The sequence below is a fragment of the Minwuia thermotolerans genome, from assembly GCF_002924445.1.
In the GTDB taxonomy this organism is placed as follows: domain Bacteria; phylum Pseudomonadota; class Alphaproteobacteria; order Minwuiales; family Minwuiaceae; genus Minwuia; species Minwuia thermotolerans.
Window position 1 is genome coordinate 29,590 of the sequence record NZ_PIGG01000023.1, and the last position, 20,678, is coordinate 50,267.

Below are 20,678 nucleotides of genomic sequence, written 5' to 3' on the forward strand. Positions count from 1 at the left end.
AGCACGAAAGAAAAAAATGCGGTTGAAATTCTTCCGCTGATCACATGTTGCCCGATGGTGCAAAACCCCTGCGGCACCTATGCTTGAGAAGCATGACACAGGCGAACTTTTCGGTAACGGAAAGCCACGGAGACAGAAATGACCGCCCCCGATGGGAACAGTTCCTCCTCGCCTTCCGAATCATCGGTGATATCCTGCGAATGACCGGGCGGCCCGCCCGGCCAGTGACGGTCCGCAATATTCCTGGAGGTCCACCAATGTCTTCGGCAACCGGCATTGCCTCCGTCGCCCTGCGCCGGATCGACGCCATCGATTCCGCCTGCCGGAACTGAGCCGGCCTTGAGCGCCCGTCGCCGCGCCCGGCTTCGTCCGGCGGAAGACCTGAAATTCGAGCCCTATTGGTGGCGCGAGCGGGACCGGTCCCCGCCGCCCGAGCCTGATCTGCCCGAGCGTGTGGACGTGGCCATCGTCGGCGGCGGCTATACCGGCCTTTCGGCCGCGCTGACCCTGGCGCGCGCCGGCGCCAGTGTGGTCGTCTTCGATGCCGAGGATCCCGGCGACGGCGCGAGTTCGCGCAATGGCGGCATGTTCGGCGATCGGCTGAAACCGGGCTATGGCGGCCTTGCCCGACGTTTCGGTGAGGCGCGCGCGGTCGCCATGCTCGACGAGGCCTCCGCCTCCGTGGATTTCATCGAACGGCTGGTGATCGACAATGAGATCGCGTGCGATTTCGCGCGCATGGGCCGCTTCTATCCGGCGGTGACGCGGGCGCACTACGAGAGCATGGCGGCCAGCCTGGAGGCAGAGAAGGCGGCACGGCCGGTGCAGGCGGAGATGGTGCCCGCAGACGAGCAGAGCCAGTTCATCGGCTCCCGTTTCTACGCCGGCGGGCGACTGCATCACGACACAGGCGGTCTGCATCCGGCGAAATTCCACGACGGGCTGCTGGCCGCCGCCCGCGGCGCCGGCGCGCTGATCGCGGGCCGCACCGCGGTGCTGGGCCTGGAGGAAACCGACAGCGCCATGGTGCTGGAAACCAGCCTGGGCTTCATCACGGCGGAGACGGTGCTGATCTGTACCAACGGCTATACCGGCCCGCTGACGCCCGAGCATCAGGCCCGCGTGGTGCCGGTGACCTCGGCGATCGTGGCCACGGACGAACTCGACCCCGACCTGGTGCGGCGGCTGATTCCGGGCGGGCGGATGATCGCCGACAGTTTCAACCTGCTGAACTACTACCGCCCCTCGCCCGACGGACGACGCATCCTGCTGGGCAGCCGGCCGGGCGTCGGCGTCGGCGGCGGGCGAAAGCTGGCTGACCATCTCGGCCGCCGCCTGGGCGAGATCTTTCCGGAACTTGACGGCGTCTCGCTGACCCATTGCTGGTGGGGCAAGGTCGCCTTCAGCTTCGACGGTCTGCCGAAGATCGGGCTCGAGGGCCGCATCGGCCATGCCATGTGCTACGCAGGGTCCGGCGTCGCCATGTCCAACTGGATGGGCCACAAGCTGGCGCAGAAGGCGCTGGGCGACCTGGCCGGTCGAAGCGCCTTCGACGACGTCGAGTTTCCCGAACGCTTCTTCTACGGCGGACGGCCCTGGTTCCTGGGCCCCGCAATGGCCTGGTACGGTTTCCGGGATTCACTGAGCCGCCTGCGTCACGGCCGATGAGCGCCGGCGAGCGGCCGTCGCTGGGCCGGGTCTGGATCCTGGCCTGGCCGATCATCCTGTCCAACGTCACCACGCCTCTTCTCGGCATGGTGGACACCGCGGTGGTGGGCCACCTGCCCGGCCCCGAGCACATCGGCGGCGTCGCCATCGGCGCGCTGGTCTTCACCTCGGTGTTCTGGCTGTTCAGTTTTCTCAGGATGGGGACCAGCGGCTTCGCGGCGCAGGCCGCCGGCGCCGAAGACGCGCCCGAGATCGCGGCGGTGCTGGGCCGCGCCATCCTGCTGGCCGCCGGCCTGGGTCTGATCCTGCTGGCGCTGCAGGCGCCGATCTGGTGGGCGGCGCGCGATTTGTTCGACGCCAGCGCCGCGGTGCAGACGCTCGCCGGCGAATATTTCTTCGTCCGCATCTGGTGCGCGCCGGCGACCCTGATGAACTACGCCCTGCTGGGCTGGTTCATCGGTCTGCAGCACACGCGCGTGGCGCTGCTCATCCAGATCTGGCTGAACGGCGTCAACATCGTCCTCGACCTGGTCTTCGTCGTCGGCCTCGAAATGGGCGTGCCCGGCGTCGCCTGGGCGACGCTGGCCGGCGAATGGTCAGCCGCGGTCCTGGGCCTGCTCGTCGCCGGCCGGATGGTCCGGCGGCGCGGCGCGGCGCTCAATCTGCCAAGAATCCTCGACATCGGCCGGCTCAAGCGCTTCTTCCGCGCCAATGTGGACATCATGATCCGGACCGCGTGCCTGATCTTCTCCTTCGCCTTCTTCACACGGGAAGCGGCTCAGTTCGGCGACCTGGCGCTGGCGGCCAATGCGGTGCTGCTGCAGATGGTCCACATGACCGCCTATGGTCTGGACGGTTTCGCCTTCGCCGCAGAGGCGCTGGTCGGCGCCGCGATCGGCCGGCGCAGCCACGCGGCGCTGCGCGGCGCGGTCGTGGCGAGCACGATCTGGGCGGGAATCGTCGCCGTCGCCATCGCGCTGGTCTATCTCGCCGCAGGCGACCTCATCATCGCTCTGATGACCGATCAGGAGGCGGTGCGCGCGACGGCCGGCGCCTATCTGCCATGGGTGGCGCTCTACCCGGTGGTGGCGATCTGGTGCTTTCAGCTCGACGGCGTCTTCATCGGCGCCACCCAGACCGCCGACATGCGCAACGCGATGCTGGCCAGCCTGGCGATCTACATGGCCGCGGCGCTCACCTTGCCGGCGATGTGGGGCAATCACGGGCTGTGGGCCGCGCTGACGGTGCTGAACCTGGCGCGCGGCGCCACCCTGGCGGCGCTCTATCCCAGGGTCGAGCGGCGGACGGCGCCGGCGGTCAGTCCAGGGGCTTGATGTTGTTGATGGCGAACTTGTTGACCAGCGTGATCTCACCGGTCCGCGAGTCTTCGAGCGGGAAGAACATGCCCGGTTCGTTCAGCAGGTCCTGCACGCGCTGGGTAGCGCGGATGAACACGCTGCCTTCCAGCTCCGTGCCGTCCGTCATCAGGATCAGGGTGTCGACCTTGATCTTGGGAACGTAGCTCTTGCGCGAGGACATGGATTCGACTGTCTTCTTCATGCCGCCAACCTAGGCGGCGAGGGTTAACGACCCGTTTCCCGGGATCTGCGGGCGCCGATCCGGAACAGCGACGGCCCCAGGACCACGATCATCATGATCCGGCAGATGTGCATGGTCGAAACAAAAGCCGTATCGATGCCGAGCGCAAGGGCTATCAGCGACATTTCCGCCAGCCCGCCGGGCGCCAGCACCAGGATCATGGCCTCGGGCCGGATGCCGATCATGTCCGCGCTTGCCAACGTGATCAGCACCGCCAGCCCCAGCAGCAGGACCGAGGTTCCCAACGCAAGGCGGGCAACGCGCCAGATCATGGAAAACGCCGTGCCGACGAAGCGGCTGCCCACGGCCGCGCCAAGGACGAGCTGCGCCGCGGCTACCGGCACCGGCGGCGGCGTCACCGCCGTGAGGCCCAGAAGGTGGACCAGCGCGGAGAGAATCATGGGTCCGACCAGAGCTGCCGCCGGCACGCGGCAGAGACTGGCCAGCGGCCAGCCGAGCGCGGCGCAGGCCACCAGGATCAGCCAGTCCACCGGCGCCGCATCGACGCCCGGCGTCTCGGGCATGATCGAGGGCACATCGGCGCCCAGCACCAGCCGGAACCAGAACGGGATGATCAGAATGATGGAAATGACCCGGATGGTGTGGACCAGCGAGACCTTCCGCGAATCGCCGCCCATCTCCTCGCTGGCCAGAACCATTTCCCCCAGACCGCCGGGGGTGGACGAGAAATAGGCGGTGATCGGATCGAAGCCCCCGACGCGGCGCAGGAAGACATAGCTGAGCAGGCTGCCGATCACGACGAACCCGGCGAGGATGGCGAGGGCCGCCGCCCACTGGCCCATGCGGTCGGCCACCTCCGGCGAGAACGCGCTGCCCAGGAAGACGCCCAGTATGCTGACCATGACCGAGCGGAAACGGCGGTCCAGCGCCGGCCGCAGCCCGCCGATGGCGGCGGCGGAGACGAAGATCATCGATCCCAGCATCCAGGCCAGCGGCATCTGCAGCCAGAAGAACAGCGCCCCGCCGGACGCGCCCACGCCAAGCGCGACCGCGTGGCCACGCCAGTCAACCGATGCCAGGCGCTCGCCGATCAAGCCACATACCGTCCCAGCCGGACCGCGGTCTGGCCGGTGGCCAACCGTCTGGAGGGCATGATCAGCACGCAATTGTCGTAGGGCGTCTCGACCGGCCGTCCGCCGTCGTGACCGATCACGGTGCCGGCCTTTTCGATCATGTCGAGATTCTCGGGATTGCCGACGAAGCGGAAACTCTGACCGCGGATCGTCACCCGGTCGGTCACTTCGATGACACGCGGAGCGGGCCGCTCCGGCCAGTCGCAGATCCGCCGGGCCGCCTCCGGACGCAACGTTCCAGTGGCGGCCAGGAAGCGCGCCAGCACCTCGGTCGCGTTGTCCGCAGCGGCCGGATCGCGGTGCTGACCGCATTCGGCCAGCAACGCCGTGCGCGTTCCGTGCGCAGCGCCGAAACCACCGAAATCCCGCATTCGCCGGCCGGCGGCGTGGCCCGGGTCGGCGACAACGATGCGTGGAAACCCGACGCGGATGGCGAGCTCCCGTCCCCGCTCAGCGGTCCCTGCGAGCATCAGCGGTTCGCCGCCCGTCTGCATCGAATGCAGATCCAGCAGCTGATCGGCCTGCTCGATCAGCGGTCTGATCCGCCGGGCGCGGTCGAGTTCGCTGGACCGCCGCGGGCTGTCCAGCGTTTCCGCGTCCCACAGCCGGTTGAAATCCTCGTCGACGAAACGCGCCCGGGCGGGCGCAGCGGGGTCGAACCCCAGATAGGCGGCGACATTGCAGAAGCAGAACGTCAATGCGCCGCGCTCGGGACGCGGTTCTGTCGCCAGGGCCCGGACCAGCGCATGCACGCCGCACAGTTCGTTGCCGTGAACGACGGCAGCTACCAGGACCTCGGGGCCCGGACGGCCGCTGTCGAAACGGTGCGCATAGTCGATACCGGTATTGCCGCGGCGCAGACCGGAAAGGTCGATCGGCATCAGATCTGCGCGTGCGGCCTGTTTTTCCATCGCCTCGTCCGGTCCGGCTGATTCACGGTTCTGTAGCATCGGCGTCATGGCCGGTCCATGTCCGGACGCCGGGCCGCAATCTTCTGGCGGACGGCCGACGGCGGACCCGGCTCGAAGCCGTGCCGGTACTCGAGGACTTCCAGCTCCGCGCCGACAGCCTCCAGCAACTCGTTGGGCCGCAGAAGGAAATCCGGATTGCGGGGCCGGCCGAAGGCCTCGTTGCCGGCGGCGAAGGTCTCGTAGATCAGCACACCGCCCGGTGCCACGGCGGCGACGATCTCCGGCAGCAGAGGCCGCCAGAGATAATTGGTGACGATGACACCGCCGAATCGCCGGCCCGCCAGGGGCCAGGCTGCCGCCTCCAGGTCCGCAGCCAAGATCTCCACCCCGCCGTCGTCCGCGAAGGCGTTCAGCCCGGCCGTATCACGATCCACCGCGACCACCGCCAGGCCGGCCCGGCGGCAAAGCCGGACATGCCGTCCCGACCCCGCGGCCAGATCCAGCACGGCCCCGCCCGCCGGCACGAAGTCGAGATGACGCATCACCCAAGAACTGGCCGGGGGCATGATCGTCCTTTCTTGTGTTTCCCGCCCGAGTTGACCATTTATGACGCACTGGCGGCGTTCGCCACCTCCCTGTCACATACCCAGGCGAATATGATCAGCTTCGATCTCAGGTGCAGTTCCGATCATGTCTTCGAGGGCTGGTTCGGCTCCAGCGCGGATTTCGAGGATCAGTCCGCGCGCGGCCTCGTCACTTGCCCCGTCTGCGGAAATGGCGAGGTGCGCAAGGCGCCGATGGCGCCCAATGTGGCCTCCCGCAAGGGCGCTGAGGAGGCGCCGGTCGATCCCCGGCAGATGTACGTCATGCTGAAGAAGCTGCGCCGCGAGGTGGAGAAGAACGCCGACTATGTCGGGCCGCGCTTCGCCGAGGAGGCGCGCCGCATCCACTATGGCGAGAGCGATCCGCGCGGAATCTACGGCGAAAGCACCGCCGAGGAAGCCGAGGCGCTGCGGGAGGAAGGCGTCGAATTCGCCCGGATACCCTGGGTCCCCGACGCCGAGAACTGATCCCCCCTCAGAGACGGTCACGCAACCTGTACCAGAGCCGGAACAGCGCCAGCAGCGGCTGACGCAGCGCCGCGCCGCCGGGAAACAGGCCATGGGGAACCGAAGCGAAGACATCGAAGCGGCCGGCATCGCCGGCGATGGCCTCTGCGATCACCTGCCCCGCCATGCCGGTCAGCGCCACGCCCTGACCCGAGAAGCCCTGCGCGTAGTAGAGACGCCTGCCGATACGGCCGATGTCCGGCAACCGGTTGCGGGTGATCGAGACCCGCCCGCCCCAGGCGTGGTCGATGCCGATGCCGGCGAGCCCCGGATAGACCCGCGCGATCCGCCGGCCGAGCAGCCGCGCGCCGTCCTCGGCGCCGTCCCGTCCGCGATAGCTGACGCCGCCGCCGAAAAGCAGACGGTTGTCGGCAGTGAAGCGGTAATAGTCGAGGGCGACGTGGGTGTCGCAGACGCACTCGCCGCCGGGCAGCAGCCCCGTGCGCTCCTCAGCCGCCAGCGGACGCGTGGCGACAACCCAGGTGCCGACCGGCATGGCGCGGGAGCCGAGCGGCGGCACCAGGCCGTCGAGATAGGCGTTGGCTGCGACCAGCACGTGGGACGCCCTGACGACCCCTCGGGCCGTATGGACGACGCCATTCTCCCCATCGACCGAGGTCGCCGGCGAATCCTCGTGCAGGACCGCGCCACGGGCTTCCGCCGCAGCGGCGAGACCCAGGAGGTACTTCAACGGATGCAGATGGCCCGAACGCTGGTCGCGCAGACCGCCGTGATAGATGCCGCTACCTGTGGCGGCCGCTGTGGCTGCGGAATCCAGAAGTTCCAGATGGCCGTAGCCGAAACTCTCCGCGAGCACCGCGCGTTCACGGCGCAGGGGCTCCATGTGACTGGCCCTGGCGGCCGCGTAGATGAAACCCCGGCGCAGATCGCAGTCGATGCCGTGTTCCGCCGCGCGCCGGTCGATCAGGCTCACCGCCTCCTCGGCCATCGCCCAGAGCGCGCGGGCGGGTTCGATGCCCAGGCGCGCGGCGAGCGACACCACGTCGGCGGAGAACCCGTAATTGATCTGACCGCCATTGCGTCCGCTGGCGCCGGCGCCGATGCGTTTCGCCTCCAGCAGCCGAACGCCGAAACCGCGCGCGGCCAGCTCCAGAGCCGCTCCGACCCCCGTGAAGCCGCCGCCGACGATGCAGACGTCTGCGCGCACCTCGCCCACCAGCGCCGCGCGCGGCGGCGTGCCGGGCGCCGTGGCCTCGTAATATGTCTTCTTACGTGTCATCGACGTCTCCGTGGATCCGGAAAGGTTGCAGGGGACCGTCGGCTTGTGGGCGTGCAGACGCCCGATCATATTGCGGCTTGAGCTTCGGCGCGCAGGAGATTCGCCATATGGCGATGGTGGAACCGACATTGCAGATGTGGCTGGTGCTGGGCGTCATCGCCGTCGCGGTCGCCATCTATGCCAGCGAACGGCTCTCGATCGAGCTGACCTCGCTACTCGTGGTCGCCGCGCTGACCGCGACCTTCCACTTCCTCCCGGCGACGCCGCTGCCGGAAATGCCGGCGATCACCACACGCGCCCTGCTTGCCGGCCTGGCCGATCCGGCGCTGATCACGGTGCTGGCCCTGATGGTGATCGGCCAGGGCATGATCCGCACAGGCGCGCTGGACGCGCCGATCCGGCGCATGGCGGCACTGCGCAGGATTCATCCCTTCCTGGCGGTCTTCGCAGGGCTGCTGACCGTGGCGGTAACCAGCGGCATTCTGAACAACACGCCGGTGGTCGTCATCTTCATTCCCATCATGGTCGCCCTGTCGGCACAGCTCCGCCGCAGCGCCAGCCGCGTGATGATTCCGTTGAGCTACGCAGCGATCCTGGGCGGCATGACCACGCTGATCGGCTCCTCCACCAACCTGCTGGTCGTCGCGGCGGCGAAGAACGCCGGAGCCGAGTCCATCGGCTTCTTCGACTTCACCCTGATCGGCGTGGTTCTGGCGTCGGTGGGCCTGGTCTATGTCATCTTCGTGGCCCCGAAGCTGCTGCCAGACCGGTCCAGCTACGCCCAGAGTCTGACGGAGGGCGTCGCGGGCAAGCAGTTCATTGCCCAGATCGACATCCGCTCCGGCTCCTCCCTGATCGGCGAGACCGCTCGGGCGGGGCTGTTTCCCAGCCTGCCGGGCATCACCGTGCGGCTGATCCAGCGGCGCGAGGAATCGATCCTGCCGCCCTTCGACGGCATCGAACTCCAGACCGGCGACGAGCTCATCGTGGCGGCGACGCGCAAGTCGATCACGGAGGCCATCAGCCGGACACCGGACCTGCGGTCGGCGCTGCATGCCAGCGACGACCTGCCCGCGGCGGACGACAACGAGCAGAAGATGGACCGCGACTTCGTGCTGGCCGAGGTCGTGGTGGCGCCGGCCAGCCGGATCATCGGCCGCAACCTGGCGCAGATCGTCTTTCACACGCGCACGCGCTGCACCGTCATCGGCATCCAGCGGCGCAGCCGGATGATCCGCCAGGGCCTGCACGATATCCGCCTGGAGGCGGGCGACGTGCTGCTGCTGCTGGGACACCGCACCGACGTGCAGCGTCTGCGCGGCAACCGCGACGTCATCCTGCAGGAATGGTCGGCCGACGATCTGCCGGCCATCGAGTACGCTGGCCGGTCGACCCTGATCTTCGCCAGCGTGGTGGCCGCCGCCGCCACCGGCGTGCTGCCCATTGTCGTGGCGGCCCTGCTGGGGGCCGCGGCGATGCTGCTGACAGGCTGCCTCAACATCCACCAGGCCATGCGCGCCATGGACCGCCGCGTGGCGCTGATGATCTGGGCCGCGCTGGCCATGGGCACCGCGCTCCACGGCACAGGCGGCGCGTCCTTCATCGCCCAGAACCTGATGACCGCGCTGGACGGGGCGCCGCCGCTGGCGGTGCTGTCGGTGTATTTCCTGATCGTGGCCGGTTTCACCAACATCCTGTCGAACAACGCCACGGCCGTGCTGTTCACGCCGATCGGGATCGGCCTCGCCCAGTCGCTTCAGATCGAATGGGAGGTGTTCATCTTCGCCACACTGTTCGCCGCCAACTGTTCCTTCGCGACGCCCATGGGCTACCAGACCAACCTGCTGGTCATGGGCCCAGGCCATTATCGGTTCGCGGACTATCTGAGAGCCGGCATTCCGCTGATCCTCATCATCTGGGCCGCCTACACCGCGGTCGCCGCCGTGATCTACGATCTTTAGGCCGAAGGTGCGGGGGGACGCTTGACCGCGGGCGCGGGAACACCAAGTCAGGGCTTCGCGCGGCGGTTTCCGACCTGCCGCATTCGGGGCGACGATCGCAATCGGGTTCGCGAAATCAGTTGCTGCAGGATCGCCATCACTGAATTACCCTTTCGAGCATGAAGCGCGTCCAGATTCCGCTCAGGCACTTCTTCGCCACGCCGCCCACGCCCTGTCCGTATCTGTCAGGCAAGATGGAACGCAAGGTCGTGACGCTGCTTTCGGGCGAGGAGCCGGATCACCTGCACAGCGTGCTTTCGACCGCAGGGTTCCGGCGCAGCCAGGATCTGGCCTATCGCCCCGCCTGCGACGACTGCAACGCCTGCGTGCCGGTGCGCATTCCCGCCGAGCGGTTCAGGCCCAACCGGACCCAGCGCAAGAACTGGCGGCGCAACAGCGACCTGAAGGCGCGGATCATGCCGGCCGTCGCAACGCGGGAGCATTACATCCTGTTCCGTCAGTACCTGTCGTCGCGCCATGCCGAAGGCGGCATGGCCGAGATGCGCTTCGGCGACTACCGCGCCATGATCGAGGATACGCCGGTCGACAGTTGTCTGGTCGAGTTCCGCGACCGGGAACAGACGTTACGCGCGGTATGTCTGACCGACCGGATGCAGGACGGCTTCTCGCTGGTGTACAGTTACTTCCGTCCCTCCGATGCGGCACGCAGCCTGGGCACCTACATTGTCCAGTGGCACGTGCAGCACGCCATCGCCGAAGGCCTCGATCACGTCTATCTGGGCTACTGGATCGCCGACAGCCGCAAGATGTCCTACAAGTCGGCCTTCCGGCCCCTGGAGCAACTTACCGCCGATGGATGGGAAGACCTCGGCCGGGGCGAGGATAGCGCCGATCAGTTCGCGAACTGATTCATCGGGACGTAGCGCCCATCCTGGATCTTCGAGAAGAACTCGTCCACCTGCGGATGGCTGACCGGCTCGCCGGACTCGTCCCACAGCAGGTTCTGCTCCGAGACATAGGCGATATAGGTGGATTCCTCGTTCTCGGCCAGCAGGTGATAGAAGGGCTGGTCCTTCCGCGGACGCATATGTTCCGGGATTCTGAGCCACCACTCTTCCGTGTTGTTGAACTCCGGGTCGACGTCGAAGATCACGCCACGAAACGGAAAGATGCGGTGGCGCACGATATCGCCGATGCGGAATTTCGCCAAAGCCACCATGTTCACCCGAATACGCTCCACTGCTCTGAGTCGGCCTGCGCCGTCTCGACTATCAGATGCGACCTCTCGGCCCAAGGTCAATGACCTGACAATCAATTTCACCGGGGCGCAAACGATGACGCCGCCAGGGAGGGGACTGGCGGCGTCTTGGTGTCGACGAGTTGGGAGGGAGTGCGTTTTTCCAGAAATCTCGTCTGTTGCAAAGATGGGACGGATCGCGCCCGAACCAAGTGATCCGTGTCACAACGCCGCCCGGCGGACCGCGCCGGCCAGGCGCCGGTCCGGGTCGGCGCGCGCAGACAGCATGTCACGCAGCCGCCGGGGCAGTATGGGGGCGTATTTCGGGCGAAAATACTCCAGCACCGAGGCGGCGGCGTAGGTCTTGCGCGCCGGATCGCCCGCCGCGGCATCCGCCAGTGTCGCCACCACGGCGTCGACGTCGAAATAGCGGATCTCGCTGAGCTGGGTATCGATCAGGCCTTCGGCTTCCACGCTGCGGAACTGGAAGCGTTCCCTGCCCGCCCGGCGGGTGACGATGGCCGCCACCACCAGCAGCAGTTCCTGGGCCTCGTTCTGGGCCAGGCTGTCCGTCGAAAAGCTGAGCCGCACCAGTCCGTCGGACTCCGGATCGATCGTCCGCACCGTCATCGAAGGTTCCGGCGGCGTGGCCGCGCAGCCGACAGCCAGGGCCAGCGCCAACACCGCGCACAACCCGCCGCGAAGGATCACGATTCCACCCCCGGGACGAAGGACAGCGCGGTTTCGAGGAACTGCAGCGTCAGGTCGCCGCCGAGCTGTTCACGAACCACGTCGATCGCCGCTTCCTCATCGCGCTCGACGGCGCTGATACGCGGCGCGTGGCCGTCGAAGTCGACGATCATGTTGCCGGCATAGTAGAGCCCGCCCGGCGCGAGCAGCAGCTTCGGCACGTCCGGATCCGCCATGGCCTGCGGCAGGGTATTGCGGAAAACGAGATGATCGGGCGGATAGAAATAGTCCGTCGTCGCCCGCCGGCCCTCGATCAGATTGCTGTTGGTGACCGTGATCGAGCGCAGCATGTAGATTCCGGCCGGCGCCTCGTAGGCGGCGTAGAGGGTCTGCCGGTCGCCGGCCGGACAGTCGGCCCTGTCGAGCGCCAGCGGATTGCAGTATTCGCGGCGCAGGATCAGCGGCGGACGGCTGTGGTCGACGGCGAGGCGGCGCATGTCGATGGGCGCCCAGCGGAGTTCGATCGCGGGCACGTCGGAGAACAGGCTGTTGACGCCGGACGGATGGGACGTGCCCACACCGATGACCACGATCGCGCTGTCATTCGGCGAACGCGCGCCTTCGCGAAAACCCGACGTGACCAGGGCCGCGCCGAGCAGAAGCGCCAGAAGTGCAAGCCTACGCATCGGTCGCTACCTCCCGAAGGGTCAAGCGTAGACCCCGGCCCTGCCGGGAACAACGGCGCCGACCGCGGCGGCGGTCACAATTGCCTCAGCATCAGAGCCTGCGCCGCACGGATGACGCGCCGGGTCTCGGGCCAGATCACCGCCTCCAGCGCGGCCTCCATCGGCATCCAGCACGCCGCCGCCGCGTCGTCGCCGGCGACCGGCTCGCCCGCCAGCCAGTCTCCCCACATGTCGACCAGGGTGTAGTGGTATTCGATCGCCCCGTCCGCGTCGCGGCCGATGCCGTCGACGACATCGACCAGGCCACGGATCCGGCAATGCACGGCGGTTTCCTCCATCACTTCCCGGGCGGCGGCTTCCGCGACGGTTTCGCCCCATTCCTGCCGGCCGCCGGGAATGGACCACTGGCCCTCTCGCGGCGGCTTGCCGCGACGGATGATCAGAACCTCATCGCCCCTGAAGATGACGGCGCCGATGCCGACGCCGGGCCGCCGTGTCGCCATTCCGCGCCCTCCCCTGCGCTTACAGTGACATCATCGCTGCGGACTCGCCAAGGCCGCAGCACTCCGGTAGAGAACATCCATGGGCCGTCAGGGGAGGATCGCTCATACCATGTCTGTCGACTTCAATCCGAACGCAGCCGAGACCATCGTCGACCCCTATCCGGGTCTGGCGCGGCTCCGCGCCGACGAACCGATGCACTGGAACCCGGTCAGCCGGGCCTGGTACCTGACCCGCTATGACGACGTGCGCGCGGGTTTCCGCGACAAGCGCCTGTCGGCGGACCGGATCCGGCCCTTCGTCGAGGCCCAGCGCGACGGACCGGACGGCGAGGAAATCGGTTTCCTGGGGGAGCACATCAGCCACTGGGCGGTGTTCAACGATCCGCCGCGCCACACGCACCTGCGCGGCCTGATGAACAAGGCGTTCACGACCCGGCGCGTCGAAGTCCTGCGCGCGGGCGTCGCCGAGATCGTCGACGGTCTGATCGCCGACTGGGCGGATGGCGACGAAATCGATTTCCATCACCGCTTCGCCTATCCCCTGCCCGCCACGGTCATCGCCCTGCTGCTGGGCGTGCCGCAGGAAGACGTTGACCACCTGAAACGCTGGTCCGACGCACTGGCGCAGTTCGTCCTCACCTCGAAGACCAATCCGGAGAAGTACCGCGTCGCGGCCGCGGCGCTGAAGGAGATGAACGCCTATTTCGGGGATTTCCTCGAACAGCGCCGCCGCGATCCGGGGGAGTTGGTCACGGACGGCCTGATCAGCGCTACCGACGAGGGCGACAGGCTGACCGCCGACGAATTGACGGCAAGCTGCATCCTGCTGCTGTTCGCCGGCCACGAGACGACGACGCAGCTTCTCGCCAACGGGCTTCACGCCCTGATCCGGCATCCCGACCAGATGGCCGATTTCCGCGAGAACCGCCATGATGCGAAGTTCGTGAAGAACGCGGTGGAGGAACTGCTCCGTTTCGACGGGCCTTCGCTGACCAGCCCGCGGATCGTGGCGAAGGACTTCGAGCTTCACGGCCAGGTGGCGAAGGCGGGGCAGCGTCTGTGGCTCTGGAACGCCGCCGCCAACCGCGATCCGGCGGTCTTCGAGGACCCGGAACGGCTCAATCTCAGACGTCCCAACGCCGACCGGCACGTCACCTTCGGTTTCGGCGTCCATTTCTGCATCGGCGCGCCGCTTGCGAAGCTGGAGGCGGAGGTCGCCTTCCCCATCCTGCTGGAGCGTTTCAGCCGGTTCGAACTGGTGAAGCCGGCGCAGGACTGGTCGGATTCCTACGTCTCGCGCGGCATGACCAGCCTGCCGGTCCGCGTCTACCGCTGAGGACTGGTCCGCTCCGTCTCCGCCGACCGCGTGTCGAACCAGCCCCGGGTACGGTTGGCGAAGGCGACGAGCGACAGCATCACCGGCACTTCGACCAGCACGCCGACCACGGTGGCCAGCGCCGCGCCGGAGTTCAGGCCGTACAGGCTGATCGCCACGGCCACGGCAAGCTCGAAGAAATTCGACGTGCCGATCATGGCGCAGGGCGCGGCGACCCTGAACGGCACGCGCAGTCCCCAGGCCGCCGCGTAGGCGAGCGCGAAGATGCCGTAGGACTGGATCAGAAGCGGCACCGCAATCAGCGCGATGACAAGCGGCTGCGCCAGAATCACCTGTCCCTGGAAGCCGAACAGCAGCACGACGGTGGCGAGCAGGCCGATGACCGAGAACGGCTTGACCCGCGCCGTCAGTTCTCCAACTGCCTGTTCACCGCCGCGCCGGAGCAGATGGCGCCGTGTCAGCACGCCGGCGCCGAGCGGCACCACGACGTAGAGCGCGACCGAAAGCACCAGCGTATCCCACGGAACCGGGATGCCGGTGACGCCGAGCAGGAGCGCGACGATCGGCGCATAGGCGAACACCATGATCACGTCGTTCACGCTGACCTGCACCAGGGTGTAGTTGGGGTCGCCGCGGGTGAGCTGGGACCAGACGAAGACCATCGCCGTGCAGGGCGCGGCGCCCAGCAGGATCAGTCCGGCGATGTAGGAATCGGCGTCGGCGGGTGGAATCAGGCCGGCGAAGACGTGCTTGAAGAAGATCACACCCAGGAAGGCCATGGTGAACGGCTTGATCAGCCAGTTGACCACCAGGGTGATCAGCAGACCGCGCGGCTGTTCCGTGACGCGCGAAAGGCTGGCGAAATCCACCGCCACCATCATCGGGTAGACCATCGCCCAGATCAGGACCGCGACGACGAGGTTCACATTGGCGTATTCGAGCGAGGCGAAGACGCTGAAGAGTCCCGGCGCGAGCTCGCCGAGCGCAATTCCCGCGATGATGCAGAGTCCGACCCAGAGGGTCAGGAAGCGTTCGAATATCGGCACAAGCCTACTCCCGATTGGTGACCACGCGTTTCCGAACGTCGTTCAGGTCGTGACGGACGCCGGCCGGCCTATTTCGTCCAGACGCTCTTTCAGGGCAATGCGGCCGAGCGACTTGAGCGGGAGGTTCACGAAAATCGATATGCGGTTGTTCATCATCCGGTAGGCGTCGGCGAAGGCCTGGCGCTTGACGGCCTCGGTGCCCTCGACGGCGGCCGGATCCGGAATGCCCCAATGCGCGCTCATCGGCTGGCCGGGCCAGATCGGGCAGGTCTCGGCGGCGGCGTTGTCACATACGGTGAAAACGAAGTCCAGCCGCGGCGCCTCGGGGCCCGCGAACTCTTCCCAGCTCTTGGATCGGAACCTGGTCACGTCATGGTTGAGGTTGCGCAGCAGTTCCAGGGCGTAGGGGTGCACCTCGCCCTTCGGCTGGCTGCCGGCCGACCAGGCGTTGAACCGGCCAGCGCCCTCGCGCGAAAGAATGGCCTCGGCGATGATGCTCCGAGCCGAATTGCCGGTACAAAGAAACAGCACGTTCAATTTGTTCTCGGTCATGTTTCCCTCTCCCTCTTCAAGGGGCGCGGACAGGCCGCCGACCGAACAGAGTTCGGGCCTTCCGCCACAACAGTCCTCGGCCAGGAAGCCGATCAAGGCCCTGACCGCCGACGGATTCACCGCGTAGTGGATACGCCGTCCACTCCGGACCGACGACACCAATCCTGCGCCCTCGAGCTGTGCCAGGTGAAACGACAGCCCCGACGGCGCGACGGACAGGACCGCGCTCAGTTCGCCTGCCGTCAGTCCGTCCGGCGCTTCCCGCACCAGCCGGCGGAATATCCGCAGCCGCTGATAGTGTCCGAGGGCCTGGAACGCACCTGTCGCGATACTCGTTTCCATATTTCATGGATATTTGAATTATCCAGTTCCGACAAGCGGGAATCGCGGCCGATGGCGCGAGGCCGCGTTCTTTGCGAAGGTCGGAGGCTCCGCGCAGCGATTCCCTGAAGCCCGCTTTCCCGAGGCCGTCGACATGTTCCGCATCAACGCCTGCGTCAGATGACCGACTGGATCGCCATCGGCGAGGCGGTGCTGCCGATCTTCGGGCTTGTGGCGCTCGGCGCGGTGCTGAAGCGGTTGCCGCTGCTCGACGACAAGGGCTGGGCGGCGATCGACCGGATCGTCTACTGGGTGCTGTTTCCCGCGCTGCTCTTCGGCGCCGTGTCCCGGGCGGATTTCGGCAGTCTCGACCCCGGACCGATGGCTCTCGGCATGATCGCGACCGTGCTGCTGGTGACCTTTCTGGCCTTCCTGTTCGCCCGCCGGCAGGGCGCCAGCCGGGCGGCGCGGGCGTCACTCGTGATGGGCTCGATCCGCTTCAACACCTTTCTCGGCGTCGCCATCGCCGAGCAGTTTCTGGGGGAAACCGGCCTGGCGCTTACGGCGATCTGCATCGCGGTCATGGTGCCGACCGTGAACGTGATCAGCATCTGGGCGTTGCAGCGGGGGACGCCCGGCGGCGGCATGGGCCGGACCCTCGGTGCGCTTCTGACCAATCCGCTGATCATCGCCTGCCTGCTGGGGGCCGTGGTCAACCTCACTGGGGGCGAACCCGAACCGGTGCTGATGACGGCGATCGGCATTCTGGGCGACGGCGCCCTGCCCCTGGGCCTCATCGCCGTCGGCGCTGGCCTTGCCTTCGAGACGTTGCGCCGGGAATCTGCTCTCCTGGGAGCTGGCGTCGTGCTGAAGATGCTCGTCCAGCCCGCGATCGGTTTCGGCCTGCTGCGGGCCGCCGGTCTCGAGGGTCCGGAACTGCTGATCGCCGTGATGTGGCTGGCCCTGCCGGCGGCGCCGTCGTCCTATGTGATGGCCCGGTCACTGGGCGGAGACGCGCCGCTGATGGCGACGCTCCTGACCATCCAGCTGGTTCTGTCGGCGGCCAGCCTGCCGATCCTGATCGGCCTGCTGGGCTAGCGCCGTCGGGAAGTTTGATCCCCGTCACCGGGGCGGACAATCCGACGCTTCCGGAACCGAAGGCAAGCCGCTAGTGTGCGTATGCGAAGGGGGTAACGGGCTGCGGACGTCATGAGTATCTGGGGGAAGTTGATCGGCGGCGGACTGGGGTTCGCCTTCGGGGGTCCGATCGGGGCGCTGCTCGGCGGCGTCGCCGGCCACGCGGTCGACCGTATCCGCGAGACCGAGGAAGAGCAGGGCCAGGAGGCGCTGGAAGACGGCCGCCCCGCCGCGACCAAACAGATCGCATTCACCATCGGCGTGATCGTACTGGGCGCCAAGATGGCAAAGGCCGACGGGGTCGTGACCTCCGACGAGGTCGCAGCCTTTCGGGAGGTCTTCCAGGTGCCGCCCGACGAGTTGAAGAACGTCGCGCGCGTATTCAACCAGGCCAAGCAGGACGCCACCGGCTATGAGCCCTACGCCCGCCAGATCGCCGGCATGTTCAAGGAAGATCCGGAGGTTCTGGAGGATCTGCTGGCCGGCCTGATGCACATCGCGCGGGCGGACAACGTGATCCACCCGAACGAAGTGGCCTTCCTGAAATCCGTCGCCGAGATCTTCGGCATCAGCGCCGGCGACTACCGCCGCCTGCACGCCACCTATCTCGGGCCCGATGGCGAGGATCCCTACGCCGTGCTCGGCATTTCGGACGACGCCACGGACAGCGAGGTCAAGGCCGCCTATCGCAAGCTGATAAAGACAAATCATCCGGACCGCGCCATCGCACAGGGTATGCCGGAAGAGTTCGTTGCCGTGGCCAACGAGAAGCTGGCCCGGATCAACGAGGCCTATGACCGGATTTCGAAGGAACGGGGCCTGGGCTGACGTCCCCGGACCGCGTCATGGAAGTGTGTCTCTCCCCCAATCACGACGACCGCCGCGGCCGCGCGGTCGACATGATCCTCATTCACTATACAGGGATGAGATCGGCCGGGGAGTCGCTGGCCAGGCTCTGCGACCCGGCGGCGAAGGTCTCCGCGCATTATCTGATCGATGAACAGGGTGTTGTCAGCCGGCTCGTTGCCGAGGACCGGCGCGCCTGGCATGCCGGCGTGGCCTGGTGGGACGGGGAAAGCGACATCAACGCCTGCTCGATCGGCATCGAACTGCAGAATCCCGGCCATGAATTCGGCTATCGGGCCTTTCCCGAACAGCAGATCGCCGCGCTGATCGCCCTGGCGGCGGATATCGCCGCGCGCCAGGAGGTGCCGGCAACGCGGATCCTGGGTCATTCGGACGTCGCGCCGACACGCAAGACCGATCCCGGAGAGCTGTTTCCCTGGGAGCGGCTGGCGGAAGCGGGGCTGGGAGCTTGGCTCGAGGCCTGGGACCCCGCGCATGCGGTCGATCCGGACGAGGTGCGGCCGGCGTTGGCCCGGATCGGCTATGGCTGGCTGACGGGCCCGGACGCCGACACCGCGGCGGTCATCCGCGCCTTTCAGCGTCACTGGCTGCCGGAGCGGGTCAGCGGCGAGGCGGATGCCGATACGCTTCTTCGCATCGGCAACATCGCCCGCCACATGACGTGAACTGACGTCAGGAAAAAATGCGGCCGACGGACTGCCGGAAACGCCGCAGGCCCGCCAGGGTGATCCGCGCACGCTCGGCACGGCCGCGCTGCAGATAGACGTCGATATTCCGCATGGCGTCGTCGACGATCGCCGCACTCTCCTGCGGGCTGCGGTTCAGGTCATTGATCTGATTGACATCGATTGAACGATATTCCACGGCTCTTCTCCTTCTCGGTAGGGCGGGAGCGCCACTGCAGTTCCCGCCTTGCATCTGTTGAAGCCGAATATGGTTCGCTGGCGGGGCGTTGACAAAGGACCTTTTCTCACCAGATTGATGAACTGAATTCATCTTGCATTGCATGTTGCAATTGCGAAGGAGACAGAAGTGCCCCGGCGGCTGCCACCCCTGAACGCATTGCGCGCCTTCGAAGCGGCGGCCCGGCACCTCAGCTTCGCCCGCGCGGCCGACGAGCTCCATCTCACGCCATCGGCGATCAGCCATCAGATCAAGTCCCTGGAGGACCAGGTGAGGGTGAAGCTGTTTCAGCGATCCGGGCGGAAGGTGACGTTGACCGACGCGGGCGCCCGCTATTACCCGGCGCTGCGCCAGGCCTTCGACCGGATGAACGAGGCGACGGAGGAACTGAAACAGTCCGACGTGCTGGGGTCGCTTACCATCAACGTGCTGCCGACCTTCGCCATCCGCTGGCTGGTGCCGCAGTTGAGTGACTTTCAGCGCCGGCACCCCGAAATCGAGGTCCGAATCACCACCAATGTCGAGACGATCGACTTCAACCGCTCCGAAGCAGATGCAGCGGTGCGCTTCGGATCCGACAACTGGCCCGGTCTGACGGCGCGGCTGCTGATGACGGAGGAGATCGTGCCCGTCTGCAGTCCGAAGCTGCTGGAAAAAGGTCCCCCGCTGAGGACCCCCGCCGATCTGAAGCACTACCAGTTGCTGCACGACGTCAACCGCCCCGACACCTGGCGGCGCTGGCTGCTGGCCGTCGGCGAGACCTCGATCGACCCCGACCGGGGACTCAAGCTGGAAACGACGAACCTCGCCGTTCAGGGCGCCATTCAGGGCCTGGGCATCGTGCCCGCCAACCCGTCGCTGGTGAAACCGGAGCTGGAGGCGGGCACGCTGATCGAGCCCTTCGCCTATCATCTGCCGGTCGAGAACGGCTACTACCTCGTCTATCCCACGGGCCGCGAACAGCGGCCGCGGCTGAAGGCCTTCGAGGACTGGCTGATCGAGATGGCGCAGCGTTTCAACACCGAGGTCATCTCCCGGATTTGACGGCGGCGCGCGGAAGGCATAGATACCGCGCGGCGTCAGGCGGCCGGATGGCCGCGGCGGGCTCCGGCCTGTCGAGGAAAGTCCGGGCTCCACGGAAACACGGTGCCGGGTAACGCCCGGCGGGGGCGACCCCAGGGAAAGTGCCACAGAGAGCAGACCGCCGGCCTTCGGACCGGCAAGGGTGAAAGGGTGCGGTAAGAGCGCACCGCGGCGCTGGCGACAGCGCCGGCATGGTAAACCCCACCGGGAGCAAGATCGAATAGGGACGGCCGGCCCGGCAAGCGGGCAGAAGCGTTTCCGCTTCGCCGTCCGGGTAGATTGCAAGAGGCGCCGGGCGACCGGCGTCCCAGATGAATGGCCATCCAGCCCCGGATCTCGGTCCGGGGCGGACAGAACCCGGCTTACAGGCCGCCTGACGCCGCCTTCACGGCAATCGCTACGGAAATTTCCGGAACAACCCCGAACGAGCTACTTGTTGCCCTTCTTGAAGGCGTTGTCGTTCGGATCGTTGTTGGGATTGTTCGACGTGCCGCCGCCGCAGCCGAAGCCGCCGCCCCGGCCGTTGCCGCCGCCACGGCCGAAGCCGATGCCCGGCCCGCTGCCGCAGCCGCCGCTGGGGAATGCCGCGCGGGCGGTGTCCAGGCGGGTGACCGTCGGCGCCGCGTAGAGAGCCGCCGCGCCAAGTCCGAGACGGGTCAACGCCGCGCGGCGGGAAAGGCCGCGTTTCTGTTCGCTGTCACGGTTCATGTCAGTCACGCTGTCCATTGTATTCAG

Annotated in this window: 23 protein-coding genes and 1 other RNA gene; 11 read left to right on the forward strand and 13 right to left on the reverse strand. The window is 67.1% G+C overall.

The window, feature by feature from the left end; all coding sequences use genetic code 11:
- Positions 1-339: 339 nt before the first annotated feature.
- Complete coding sequence (locus CWC60_RS04960) at positions 340-1,668, forward strand: NAD(P)/FAD-dependent oxidoreductase (protein WP_164516372.1); 1,329 nt, start codon at positions 340-342, stop codon at positions 1,666-1,668.
- The gene (locus CWC60_RS04965; protein WP_109792892.1) at positions 1,665-3,002 is read left to right on the forward strand and encodes an MATE family efflux transporter; all 1,338 of its coding nucleotides are present in this window, start codon (positions 1,665-1,667) and stop codon (positions 3,000-3,002) included. Before CWC60_RS04960 ends, CWC60_RS04965 begins: the two co-directional genes overlap by 4 nt.
- On the opposite strand, the gene CWC60_RS04970 is transcribed toward CWC60_RS04965, so the two are convergent.
- From CWC60_RS04970 to CWC60_RS04985, 4 genes are read right to left on the reverse strand one after another with little or no spacing between them, the layout of a single operon-like run.
- Positions 2,986-3,228, reverse strand: a complete 243-nt coding sequence (locus CWC60_RS04970) for a DUF6812 domain-containing protein (protein WP_109792893.1) — start codon at positions 3,226-3,228, stop codon at positions 2,986-2,988. The two genes, CWC60_RS04965 and CWC60_RS04970, sit on opposite strands and share 17 nt — an antisense overlap.
- A 23-nt stretch (positions 3,229-3,251) precedes the next feature.
- Complete coding sequence (locus tag CWC60_RS04975; protein ID WP_164516373.1) at positions 3,252-4,322, reverse strand: AbrB family transcriptional regulator; 1,071 nt, start codon at positions 4,320-4,322, stop codon at positions 3,252-3,254.
- Positions 4,319-5,320 carry a M14 family metallopeptidase gene (locus tag CWC60_RS04980; RefSeq protein ID WP_206419774.1) on the reverse strand — a complete coding sequence of 334 codons (1,002 nt, stop codon included), beginning with the start codon at positions 5,318-5,320 and terminating at the stop codon, positions 4,319-4,321. Before CWC60_RS04980 ends, CWC60_RS04975 begins: the two co-directional genes overlap by 4 nt.
- Positions 5,317-5,838 (reverse strand): class I SAM-dependent methyltransferase, encoded by a 522-nt coding sequence (locus CWC60_RS04985; RefSeq protein WP_109792896.1) that lies wholly within the window; start codon positions 5,836-5,838, stop codon positions 5,317-5,319. The genes CWC60_RS04980 and CWC60_RS04985 overlap by 4 nt, the downstream gene beginning before the upstream one ends.
- A gap of 90 nt (positions 5,839-5,928) precedes the next feature.
- Here CWC60_RS04985 and CWC60_RS04990 point away from each other — a divergent pair, with 90 nt between their 5' ends.
- Positions 5,929-6,342, forward strand: a complete 414-nt coding sequence (locus tag CWC60_RS04990; RefSeq protein WP_109793003.1) for a DUF1178 family protein — start codon at positions 5,929-5,931, stop codon at positions 6,340-6,342.
- Positions 6,343-6,349: 7 nt separating this feature from the next.
- On the opposite strand, the gene CWC60_RS04995 is transcribed toward CWC60_RS04990, so the two are convergent.
- Positions 6,350-7,621: an NAD(P)/FAD-dependent oxidoreductase gene (locus tag CWC60_RS04995; protein ID WP_164516374.1), complete on the reverse strand. Its 1,272-nt coding sequence runs from the start codon at positions 7,619-7,621 to the stop codon at positions 6,350-6,352.
- A 107-nt stretch (positions 7,622-7,728) separates the two neighbouring features.
- Between CWC60_RS04995 and CWC60_RS05000 the strand changes: the two genes are divergently transcribed.
- Positions 7,729-9,582: an SLC13 family permease gene (locus tag CWC60_RS05000; protein ID WP_109792898.1), complete on the forward strand. Its 1,854-nt coding sequence runs from the start codon at positions 7,729-7,731 to the stop codon at positions 9,580-9,582.
- Between the two features lie 158 nt (positions 9,583-9,740).
- Complete coding sequence (locus tag CWC60_RS05005) at positions 9,741-10,490, forward strand: arginyltransferase (RefSeq protein WP_109792899.1); 750 nt, start codon at positions 9,741-9,743, stop codon at positions 10,488-10,490.
- Here the strand turns inward: CWC60_RS05005 and hspQ are convergent.
- From hspQ to CWC60_RS05025, 4 genes are all read right to left on the reverse strand, one after another.
- On the reverse strand, positions 10,475-10,801 hold the full coding sequence (gene hspQ, locus CWC60_RS05010; protein WP_109792900.1) for a heat shock protein HspQ: 327 nt from the start codon (positions 10,799-10,801) through the stop codon (positions 10,475-10,477). The genes CWC60_RS05005 and hspQ overlap by 16 nt on opposite strands.
- Before the next feature lie 240 nt (positions 10,802-11,041).
- Complete coding sequence (locus CWC60_RS05015; RefSeq protein ID WP_125182722.1) at positions 11,042-11,449, reverse strand: hypothetical protein; 408 nt, start codon at positions 11,447-11,449, stop codon at positions 11,042-11,044.
- Between the two features lie 77 nt (positions 11,450-11,526).
- Positions 11,527-12,195, reverse strand: a complete 669-nt coding sequence (locus CWC60_RS05020) for a hypothetical protein (protein WP_109792902.1) — start codon at positions 12,193-12,195, stop codon at positions 11,527-11,529.
- Positions 12,196-12,269: 74 nt separating this feature from the next.
- On the reverse strand, positions 12,270-12,698 hold the full coding sequence (locus tag CWC60_RS05025) for an NUDIX hydrolase (protein WP_109792903.1): 429 nt from the start codon (positions 12,696-12,698) through the stop codon (positions 12,270-12,272).
- Between the two features lie 109 nt (positions 12,699-12,807).
- On the opposite strand from CWC60_RS05025, the gene CWC60_RS05030 reads away from it, so the two are divergent.
- Positions 12,808-14,034, forward strand: coding sequence for a cytochrome P450 (locus CWC60_RS05030; protein WP_164516375.1), 1,227 nt, complete (start codon positions 12,808-12,810; stop codon positions 14,032-14,034).
- Here the strand turns inward: CWC60_RS05030 and arsB are convergent.
- Positions 14,025-15,080, reverse strand: a complete 1,056-nt coding sequence (gene arsB / locus CWC60_RS05035; RefSeq protein WP_109792905.1) for an ACR3 family arsenite efflux transporter — start codon at positions 15,078-15,080, stop codon at positions 14,025-14,027. The genes CWC60_RS05030 and arsB overlap by 10 nt on opposite strands.
- A 42-nt stretch (positions 15,081-15,122) precedes the next feature.
- Positions 15,123-15,974: a metalloregulator ArsR/SmtB family transcription factor gene (locus CWC60_RS24340; protein ID WP_109792906.1), complete on the reverse strand. Its 852-nt coding sequence runs from the start codon at positions 15,972-15,974 to the stop codon at positions 15,123-15,125.
- 159 nt (positions 15,975-16,133) lie between these two features.
- On the opposite strand from CWC60_RS24340, the gene CWC60_RS05045 reads away from it, so the two are divergent.
- From CWC60_RS05045 to CWC60_RS05055, 3 genes are all read left to right on the forward strand, one after another.
- The gene (locus tag CWC60_RS05045; RefSeq protein WP_109792907.1) at positions 16,134-17,051 is read left to right on the forward strand and encodes an AEC family transporter; all 918 of its coding nucleotides are present in this window, start codon (positions 16,134-16,136) and stop codon (positions 17,049-17,051) included.
- A 111-nt stretch (positions 17,052-17,162) separates the two neighbouring features.
- Positions 17,163-17,918 carry a TerB family tellurite resistance protein gene (locus CWC60_RS05050; RefSeq protein ID WP_109792908.1) on the forward strand — a complete coding sequence of 252 codons (756 nt, stop codon included), beginning with the start codon at positions 17,163-17,165 and terminating at the stop codon, positions 17,916-17,918.
- Positions 17,919-17,935: 17 nt separating this feature from the next.
- Entirely contained in the window at positions 17,936-18,622 is a 687-nt protein-coding gene (locus CWC60_RS05055; RefSeq protein WP_109792909.1) for an N-acetylmuramoyl-L-alanine amidase, read from the forward strand.
- 7 nt (positions 18,623-18,629) lie between these two features.
- Here CWC60_RS05055 and CWC60_RS05060 read toward each other — a convergent pair whose 3' ends face one another.
- A complete protein-coding gene (locus CWC60_RS05060) occupies positions 18,630-18,821 on the reverse strand; it encodes a hypothetical protein (RefSeq protein ID WP_109792910.1) in 192 nt (63 codons plus the stop codon).
- Positions 18,822-18,989: 168 nt separating this feature from the next.
- Here CWC60_RS05060 and CWC60_RS05065 point away from each other — a divergent pair, with 168 nt between their 5' ends.
- Together CWC60_RS05065 and rnpB are read left to right on the forward strand one after the other, a co-directional pair.
- Entirely contained in the window at positions 18,990-19,904 is a 915-nt protein-coding gene (locus CWC60_RS05065) for a transcriptional regulator GcvA (RefSeq protein ID WP_164516376.1), read from the forward strand.
- Between the two features lie 35 nt (positions 19,905-19,939).
- An RNA gene (rnpB, locus tag CWC60_RS05070) (RNase P RNA component class A) lies at positions 19,940-20,324 on the forward strand.
- 48 nt (positions 20,325-20,372) lie between these two features.
- On the opposite strand, the gene CWC60_RS05075 is transcribed toward rnpB, so the two are convergent.
- Positions 20,373-20,651 carry a hypothetical protein gene (locus CWC60_RS05075; RefSeq protein ID WP_109796412.1) on the reverse strand — a complete coding sequence of 93 codons (279 nt, stop codon included), beginning with the start codon at positions 20,649-20,651 and terminating at the stop codon, positions 20,373-20,375.
- Between the last annotated feature and the right edge of the window lie 27 nt (positions 20,652-20,678).